Annotated in this window: 6 protein-coding genes; 3 read left to right on the top strand and 3 right to left on the bottom strand. The window is 76.6% G+C overall.

Annotation, left to right across the window (positions count from 1 at the left end):
* The 3 genes from B7P34_RS33655 to B7P34_RS33665 form a co-directional block, all read right to left on the bottom strand.
* On the bottom strand, positions 1 to 1038 hold a 1038-nt coding region (locus tag B7P34_RS33655), incomplete at its 3' end, for an MFS transporter (protein ID WP_106681957.1).
* Positions 1035 to 1664 (bottom strand): SRPBCC family protein, encoded by a 630-nt coding sequence (locus tag B7P34_RS33660; protein WP_106681958.1) that lies wholly within the window; start codon positions 1662 to 1664, stop codon positions 1035 to 1037. The genes B7P34_RS33655 and B7P34_RS33660, both read right to left, overlap by 4 nt.
* Before the next feature lie 165 nt (positions 1665 to 1829).
* Positions 1830 to 2822, bottom strand: a complete 993-nt coding sequence (locus B7P34_RS33665; protein ID WP_223268505.1) for an NADPH:quinone reductase — start codon at positions 2820 to 2822, stop codon at positions 1830 to 1832.
* Between the two features lie 228 nt (positions 2823 to 3050).
* Between B7P34_RS33665 and B7P34_RS33670 the strand changes: the two genes are divergently transcribed.
* From B7P34_RS33670 to B7P34_RS39065, 3 genes are all read left to right on the top strand, one after another.
* Positions 3051 to 5099 carry an FAD/NAD(P)-binding protein gene (locus B7P34_RS33670; RefSeq protein ID WP_106681960.1) on the top strand — a complete coding sequence of 683 codons (2049 nt, stop codon included), beginning with the start codon at positions 3051 to 3053 and terminating at the stop codon, positions 5097 to 5099.
* Positions 5100 to 5662: 563 nt separating this feature from the next.
* A complete protein-coding gene (locus tag B7P34_RS33675; protein ID WP_223268506.1) occupies positions 5663 to 7027 on the top strand; it encodes a lyase family protein in 1365 nt (454 codons plus the stop codon).
* Between the two features lie 220 nt (positions 7028 to 7247).
* Positions 7248 to 8794, top strand: a 1547-nt coding sequence (locus tag B7P34_RS39065; protein WP_223268507.1) for an ATP-binding protein, incomplete at its 3' end; no start/stop codon positions are given.

Genomic DNA, 8794 nt, shown 5'->3' on the forward strand with positions numbered 1-8794 from the left:
GAGCCCCGCCAGGACGATCACCGCCGTGGACGCGGCGGCGAACACCCCCACCGCACCCCGCGCCGCCGCCGCGGCCAGGACCACCGTGCCCGCCGCCATGCCCACGAGGCTCACGAGCGTGACCCGCGCCCCGCCGCACAGCCCGGCGAGCAGACCGCCGAAGGGCCGGGCGGCCGCGCCCAGCACCGTGGCGAGCAGGGCGCACGCGAGCGCCGCCACCGCGGAGGAGCCGAAGCCGCCCCGCAGCACCAGCCCGAAGGCGAGCCCGTACCCGGTGAACGACCCGGCCGTGGCCAGGGTCAGCAGCGACAGCCCCCACACGTGCGGGTCCCGTAAGGCCCCGCGCGGACCGCGGACCGCGGCGCCCCGCGCGACGGGCAGGTTGTCCATCCGCAGCGCCGCGACCCCCGCGGCCAGCGCCACCAACGGCACGTGCACCGCGGCGATCCACACGAACGAGGAGGACCCCCCGGCGGTGACGGCGGCCACGACACCGGCCGTCTGGACGAGCGCGACACCGAGATCGGCCGCGGCCGTCGCAACGGCACCGGCCCGGTCCTGCGCGCGCCGCGGGAAGAACGCGGCCGCCCCGCTCGACGAGGCCGCGGCGGCTTCCCCCGCCCCGGCGGTCGCGGCGACGGCCACCAGCAGCCACAGCGGCGCGCCGGGCCGCTGCAGCACGTACACCGCGGCGAGCACGGGCAGGGCCAGCGCGGCGGTGGTGACGACCGTACGGTCACGGCCGCCCAGCCGGCCCAGCGCCCGCTGCGCGACCGGCCGCAGCACGGCCCCCGCGACGAGCGGCGTGACGAGCAGCAGGGATGTCCCGCCCGGCCCGAAGGCGGGCCCGTCGCCGGCCGGCAGGAACAGCACCAGGACCGCCCACATGCTGCGGACGGACGTCCCGACGTGCCCGCCGAGCGCCGCGAGCAGCAGGTTCCGGCGGGCGACGTGCCGGCCGCCCCGCTCCCAGAAGCCGGGGTCCTCCGCGTCCCACCGCTCGGCCGCCGGCCGTATCGGCGCCGCCGGGTTCGTCATCCCAGCCGGCCCGGCTCGACCGACCCGGCCGGCTCGCCTCGTCCGGCCCGGCGTGGGAAGCCGCCCGGGACGTCGCCCCGGACGCCGTCCTCGACCACGCGCTTGATGCGCGACAGCGACGCGGCCACGTCGTCGGCGAGCTTCTCGTTCCACGCGGCGGTGAACCGCCGCCGCCCGTCCTCACCCAGCTGCTCGAAGATCTTCGCGAGCCCTTCCGTGGGCCGCCCGAGCCGGTAGTGGTGGACGAGCAGACAGCCTTCGGCGGCGGCTTCGAGCTCGTACGTCCACGTGCTGTCCTGCCGCCGGCCGGCACTGTCGCGCACCACCCACTGGAACAGGCGCCACGGCTCGGCGGCCACGACCTCCGACTCGGTGGTCCAGGAGCCGCGGACGACCGGCGCCCAGGGCACGACGTCCGCGCCGCGGTGGTTCTCGCCGCGGAAGACGGCGCCGACCGTGCGGGGCGCGCCGGACACCCAGCGCCCGCCGGTGCATTCGCGGCTCCACTCGCCGCTGCGGGTGAGGTCGCTGACCGTGTCGTAGACGGTGTCCGGCGCGGCGGCGATCAGAACGCGGGCCCGTACCAGGAGGATCGCGGGGGTGCCGGTGGTCGCTGGGGGAGTCATACGGTCCAGGGTGCGCAGTGGGGGAGGGCCCCGGCAACGGGACCGGCGACGATGCGTCAGATCTACGGACCGGGAGGGCGGCTGCGGCTGTGGCTGTGGCTGCGGCTCGCGCGTCAGCACCCGTGGCCCGGCCCCGGGACCCCGCCCCCGGCCTCGCCCTAGCCCTCAGACCCTGAGGACCACCCGCCGCCCCCGCAGTTCCCCCCGCTCCATGCGCCGGTGCGCCTCCGCCGCGTCCGCGAGCGGCATCTCCTCGACGGCCCGCGGCCGCAGCCGCCCCGCGGTGAGCAGCTGCCCCACGGCGTCGGCGGCCTGCGCGAGCTCGGCCACGGTCGCGCGGGAGATCACGAAGCCGACGAGGGCCCCGTCCTTCTGGTACAGCTGCCCCACCGGCAGTACGGGCCGCGCGGTGGTGCCCGCGAACACCACGATCCGGCCGCGCCGGGCGAGCAGCGGCACGGCGACCTCCAGGTCGTGCCGGCCGTGGGTCGCGACGTGCACGTCGACGCCGCGGGGCGCGGCGTCCGCGAGCTGTCCGGCGAGGCCGGGGGCCGCGTAGTCGAGGACCTCGGCGGCGCCGAGGGAGCGCACGTAGTCCGCGTCGGGCGCCGCGGCCGTGGCCACGACCCGGGCGCCGGCCCAGACGGCCAGCGTCACGAGGGCGCTGCCCACGTTCCCGGCGGCGCCGGCGACGAGCACGGTCTCGCCGGGCCGCAGCCGGCCGTGGGTGAACAGCGCCAGGTACGCGGTGGCGGCGGGGTGGGCGACGGCGACGGCGTCCTCCGCGCGCACGCCGGCGGGCAGCGGGTAGAGCCGGTCGGCGGGGACGACGGCCCGTTCGGCGGCGGGCCCCTGGCGCCCGCCGTGCCCGAGGCTGTTGCACCACACGGGATCGCCGGGCGCGAACCCGGGCGCACCGGGCCCGGCCTCGGCGACCGTGCCGACCATGTCCCGGCCGATCACGAAGGGGAAGGACAGCGGGGTCCGGTAGCTCCCGGAGCGGATGAGCGTGTCGACGGGGTTGACGGTCGTGGCGGCGACGTCGACGAGGACGTCCGTGGGGCCGGGGCGCGGCGCGGGGAGGCCGCCGACCACGATCCCTTCCGGCGGGCCGAACCGTTCGATGTAGGCGGCGCGCATGTCACTCGTGTCACCCATGCCCCCCACTGTGGCACGGCGGGGCGGCGGGACCGGGAAAGCGCCGCTGACGGTATGTCACGTCCGCCCCGGGGGACCTGACGGACCCGGCGGCCACGCGTTGACCCGGCCCTTCCGTCAGCGGCGAGATGGAACGCGTGAACGGAAACGGGTGAGACGGCAGGACGTGCGCAGCGGAAGTCCCCTCGGATCGGAATGGAAGTTCCCTCGGAACGGAGGAGCAGACGCATGAACAGCAGTCGTACAGAGGTCGGCATCGTCGGCGTCGGCCCGCGGGGGCTGTCCGTGCTGGAGCGGCTGTGCGCCAACGAGCGCGCAGAGCCCTCGCACTCCGCGGTGACCGTGCACGTCGTCGACCCGTCCGCCCCGGGCGCGGGCACCGTGTGGCGCACCGACCAGTCGCCCCACCTGCTGATGAACACCGTGGCCTCGCAGATCACCGTGTACACGGACGACAGCGCCCGGATCGAGGGCCCGGTCGAGCCGGGGCCCAGCCTGTACGAGTGGGCGCGGGACGTCGCGGGGAGCGCGGACAGCACGACGGGCACGGGAAGCGCCGACAGCACGACGGGCACGGACAGCGCGGACGGCACGGACCACGGCCACGACGCCGCCACCCTCGCCGAGGCCCGGGCGCTCGGCCCGGACGACTACCCCACCCGCGCCTTCTACGGCCGCTACCTCCACGACAGCTTCCGGCGCATCGCCGCCCGCGCCCCCGCGCACATGACCATCGAGGTGCACCGCTCGCGCGCGGTGGCCATGGCCGACACCGAGGGCATCACCGGCGGGCCGCAGGGCATCCGCCTGGAGGACGGCACGCGCCTCAACCAGCTCGACGCGATCGTCATGGCGCTCGGCCACGTGCCCGCGCAGCTGTCCGCCCGGGAGGCCCGTACGGCGTCGCTGGCCCGCATCCACCACCTCGACTACGTGACGCCCGTCAACCCCGCCGACCTCGACCTCGGGCACATCGCGCCCGGCGCGCCGGTGCTGCTGCGCGGGCTCGGGCTGAACTTCTTCGACTACATGGCGCTGTTCACCGCCGGGCGCGGCGGCGAGTTCGTCCGCGACGGGGACCGCACCGCCTACCGGCCGTCCGGCGCGGAGCCGCGGCTGTACGCGTTCTCCCGGCGCGGCGTGCCCTACCACGCGCGCGGCGAGAACGAGAAGGGCGCGCACGGCCGCTACCTGCCCCGGCTGCTCACCGCCGGCTACATCGCCGGCCTGCGCGAGCGCGCCGCGCGCGGCGGCCCGGTGCGCTTCGGCACCGACCTGTGGCCCCTGATCTCCAGTGAGGTGGAGAGCGTCTACTACGGCACGCTGCTGGAGCGGCTGGGCCGGGCGGGGGAGCGGGAGGAGTTCACCGGGCGGTTCCTGGCGCTGGAGAAGGACGACGACCGCGCGGAGCTCCTCGACGCGTTCCGCATCGCCCCCGGCGACCGCTGGGACTGGCAGCGGCTCGCCAGGCCGTACGTGGACCGCGCGTTCGCCGGCCGCGCCGAGTTCCGCGCCTGGCTCCTGGACTACCTGCGCGAGGACGTCCGGGCCGCGCGCGCCGGCAACGTCAGCGGGCCCCTGAAGGCCGCCCTCGACGTCCTGCGCGACCTGCGCAACGAGATCAGGCTCGCCGTCGATCACGGCGGCCTGGAGGGCGACTCCCACCGCGACGACCTCGAAGGCTGGTACACCCCCCTCAACGCCTTCCTCTCCATCGGCCCGCCCGCCTCCCGCATCGAGGAGATGGCCGCCCTCATCGAGGCGGGAGTCCTGGAGGTCACCGGGCCCGGCACCGTCGTCCGCCTGGACGTCGCCGGCCCCGGCGGGCCCTCGTTCACCGCCGACTGCCGCGCCGTGCCGGGGCCGCCGATCCGGTCCCGCGTGCTGATCGAGGCCCGGCTGCCCGAGCCGGACCTGCGGCGCACGGCCGATCCCCTGCTGCGGCACCTCCTGAACACCGATCAGGTCACCACGTACCGCATCCCGACGGCCACGGGCACCGGCTACGAGACGGGCGGACTGGCCGTCACCGAGCGCCCGTACCACGTCGTCGACGGCCGCGGCCGCCCCCACCCGCGCCGCTTCGCCTACGGGGTGCCCACGGAGTCCGTCCACTGGGTCACGGCGGCGGGCATCCGCCCGGGCGTGGACTCGGTGACCCTGTCCGACGCGGACGCGATAGCCCGAGCGGTTCTGTCCCTCCCCCCGGTGGCCCACGTCCCCCCGTCCCTCCGCCCGGCGACCCCCGAAACGGACGAGGAGGGCGTGATCGTATGACCACCCCCGAAAACCCGCCCGGAGCGCCCACCCCCTTGACTCCACCGCCGCGGCGCGCATCCACCACGGTGGAGCCCGGCGGTGCCGTACGTACCGAGCCCGGCTCGGCACCGCCGGACGCCGCCGCTCCGGTTGATCGCCGTTGCGGCGGTGGGATGGCGGCCGCCGGCAGCCGGTCCGGGGCCGCTAAACTGGGTCAGGGTGCGCCCGCTCCCTCGGCTCCGCCGCCGTGGCGCGTAACTCCCGTGGCGGAGCTCGGCGGTGCCGTTCGTACTCGGCCCGGTTCGGTTCCGCCGGGCAGCGTCGTCGTGGCTGATGACCGCCGTTGCGGTGGGATGGCGGCCGCCGGCAGCCCGCCCGGGGCCACCGCGCCGGGGCAAGGGACGCCCACTCCCTTGAATCCGCCGCCGTGGCGCGCAACCCCCGCGGCGGAGCCCGGCGGTGCCGTACAGGCTCAGGACGATCGCCGTCACCGCGATGAGGCGGGCCGGCGTACACCCCCCGCCCCGGCCGGCGAGGCCCCCGTCGCCGACGTCGGGCTCCTGTCCCCCGTCCGGGCCGGCGTGCACGCCGAAGCGGCCACCTCCGACGTCGCCTGGCTGCAGGCCATGCTCGATGCCGAGGCCGCGCTCGCCCGGGCGCAGGCGGGGGTCGGGGCCGTGCCGAAGGGGGCCGCGGGGGCCATCACCCGGGCCGCCCGCGCGGAGCGGTTCGACGTGCGGGCGCTCGCCCTGGCCGCGCGGGAGACCGCGAACCCCGTGGTCGGCCTCGTACAGGCGCTCACCGAAGCCGTCGCCGCGCAGGACCCGCACGCCGCCGACTACGTGCACCGCGGCTCCACCAGCCAGGACATCCTCGACACGGGCGCCATGCTGGTCGCGGACCGCACGCTGCGCACGGTCCGCGCGGACCTGACCCGTACCGCCGAGGCGCTGGCCGCGCTCGCGGCCCGCCACCGGGACACCCTCATGGCGGGCCGCACGCTCACCCTGCACGCCGTGCCGACGACGTTCGGGCTGAAGGCGGCGGGCTGGCGGCAGCTCGTCCTGGACGCGGAGCGGCGGCTGGCCGACGTGCACGCCGGCCTGCCGGTCTCGCTCGGCGGCGCGGCCGGCACGCTCGCCGGCTACCTGGAGCACGCGCGGCTCGCCGGCGCGCGGGGCACCGGAGACGGCAGTTACGCGGACCGCCTGCTGGACGCCTTCGCCGCCGAGACCGGCCTGGCCCGCCCGCCCCTGCCCTGGCACGCCCTGCGCACCCCGGTCGCGGACCTGGCCGCGGCCCTCGCGTTCACCGCCGGCGCGCTCGGCAAGGTCGCGGCGGACGTGCAGTCGCTGGCGCGCACGGAGGTCGGCGAGGTCGCCGAGCCGGGCGGCGGCCGTGCCGGGCGCGGCGCGTCCTCGGCGATGCCGCACAAGCGCAACCCGGTCCTCGCCACCCTGATCCGCAGCGCGGCGCTGCAGGTGCCGGTCCTGGCCGCCGGCGTGACGCAGTGCCTGGCGGCGGAGGACGAGCGCTCGGCGGGCGCGTGGCACGCGGAGTGGCAGCTGCTGCGCGAGTGCCTGCGCCTGGCCGGCGGCGCGGCCCGTACTGCCGCCGAGCTCGCGGAGGGCCTGGAGGTGCGGCCGGACCGGATGCGCGAGAACCTCCGCCTGACGGGCGCGCAGGTCGTGTCGGAGCGGCTGGCGGCCGTCCTGGCGCCCCGCGTCGGCAGGGCGGCGGCCAAGCGGCTGCTCACCGCGGCGTCGGCCGAAGCGGCCGCGAGTGGCCGGGAACTGCACCTGATCCTCACCGAGCAGCCGTTACTGGACGGTCACTTCACCGCGGCCGAGCTGGCCGCCCTCTGTGACCCCGCCGACTACACCGGCGCCGCGGGCCCGCTGGTCGACCGTGCCCTTCCGCCGGCCGACCGCGGACTGTGGTCCTGACAACACTTCACCCGCACTGCCTGCACAGGCCATCCGCCTTCCGTACCCTCGTCCGAGGTCCTGCGGAAGGCGGATGCGTGTTCGGTCATCCGCAGGCGAAGATCGGCCACCCGGCCACGGCCGTGGTTAGGATGATCCGCGTATTCCGCTTCTGGACGGGACGTCAGGGACCACGGCCTCGTCCAGCCGTCCGCATGCCCCCTGCGTCCACGAGGAATTGATGTCACATCACATACCGGACGTAGTGACCTGGTGCCTGGTCGTCGCGCTGATCGCCGTCGCGGTCCTGCTGGTGCGCCAGCGCGGCATCACCGCCGCCCTGCGGCTGCGCGCGGCGACGCTGGAGGAGGGCCAGCGGGCGCGCGACACCGAGCTCGGCCACCTGACCGCCGTCCGGCTCCCCGCGGTGACGGCCTCGATGAACCACCCCGTGCCCCTGCCCGGCCTGCTCGACGAGCAGCTCGCAGGCACCGTCTTCGCGCACGGCCTGCAGTCCGTGATGGACACCTTCACCCAGGCCGTCGACAAGGCGCAGGCCCGCGCCGACCAGTCCGCGAAGGCCGCCCTCAAGGCCTCCATGCGCGCCCTCCAGGGCCTCGCCCACGAGCAGCAGCTCGCCATCTCCGACATGCAGGACCGGCACGACAACCCCGACGTGCTGCGCGACCTGCTGCAGATCGACCACGCCAACGCCCAGTTCGGCCGCCGCGCCCAGGCCATCGCCGTCCTGTGCGGGTCCTGGCCCGGCCGGCAGCGCGCCGCCTCGCCCCTGACCGACGTCGTGCGGGGCGCCACCTCCCGCATCCGCGACTACCGGCGCGTACAGGTGCACAGCCAGGCCGACCTCGCCGTCGTCAGCCGTGCCGTGGAGCCGGTCGTGCTCGCCGTCGCCGAGCTCCTCGACAACGCCGCGCGCCACTCCCAGCCCAACACCACCGTCGAGGTCGGCCTGCAGCCCGTGCACAACGGCGCCTGCATCGTCATCGACGACGCGGGCGTCGGCATGGACGGCCAGGAGACCCAGCGGGCCGGCGCCCTGCTCACCGGCCGCGCCACCGTCGACGTCTCCCGCCTGGGCGATCCGCCCCAGTTCGGCTTCCCCGTCATCGGCGTGCTCGCCGCGCGCTACGGGTTCAGCGTCTCGGTCGACACGCGCTCGCCGTACGGCGGCGTCCGAGCCGTGCTGTTCCTTCCCAGCACCCTGCTCACCCAGATCGACATCGACGGGCCGGACACCACGCCGCTGCGGCCCCAGGCCGAGCAGGGACGTGGCCGCGAGCAGGGGCGTGGCCGGGAGCAGGAGCGCGAGCAAGGGCACAGGCACGAGCAAGAGCACGGGCGCGGACACGGGAACGGGAACGGGCACGGACGCGCGCACGAGGCGAGCCGCCCGGCGGCGACACGGCCCGCGGACCGAGCCTCGGTGCCGGACTTCCCGGACTTCACCGACGCACGGAACTTCCCCGACGCACGGGATTTCCCGAGCACCTCGGACTTCCCAGCCACCTCGGACCTCCCGGCCGCCTCGGACTTCCCGCCTGCCACCGACTTCCCGGCCGCCTCGGACTTCCCCGCGGCGCGGCCCGGCCCGGCCGCCCCGTCCGGCCGCCCCGCCACGCCCTCCGACGCCCTCGACGCCCCCGGCACCGCCGGTCCCGGTCCCGTCCCCGGCTCCATCGGCTCCACCGCCGGCGGCCTCCCCAAGCGCCGCCGCCGGCAGCCGGCTCCCGGGAGCCACCGGGGCCGCCCCGCGCCCACGCCCCTGCC

Origin of the sequence: Streptosporangium nondiastaticum (assembly GCF_003011965.1) — a bacterium.
Classification (GTDB): Bacteria; Actinomycetota; Actinomycetes; order Streptomycetales; family Streptomycetaceae; genus Streptomyces; species Streptomyces nondiastaticus.

Coding starts and splice junctions, on each gene's coding strand:
- B7P34_RS33660 (WP_106681958.1), bottom strand. CDS start 1,664: ATGACTCCCCCAGCGACCACCGGCACCCCCGCGATCCTCCTGGTACGG.
- B7P34_RS33670 (WP_106681960.1), top strand. CDS start 3,051: ATGAACAGCAGTCGTACAGAGGTCGGCATCGTCGGCGTCGGCCCGCGG.
- B7P34_RS33665 (WP_223268505.1), bottom strand. CDS start 2,822: ATGGGTGACACGAGTGACATGCGCGCCGCCTACATCGAACGGTTCGGC.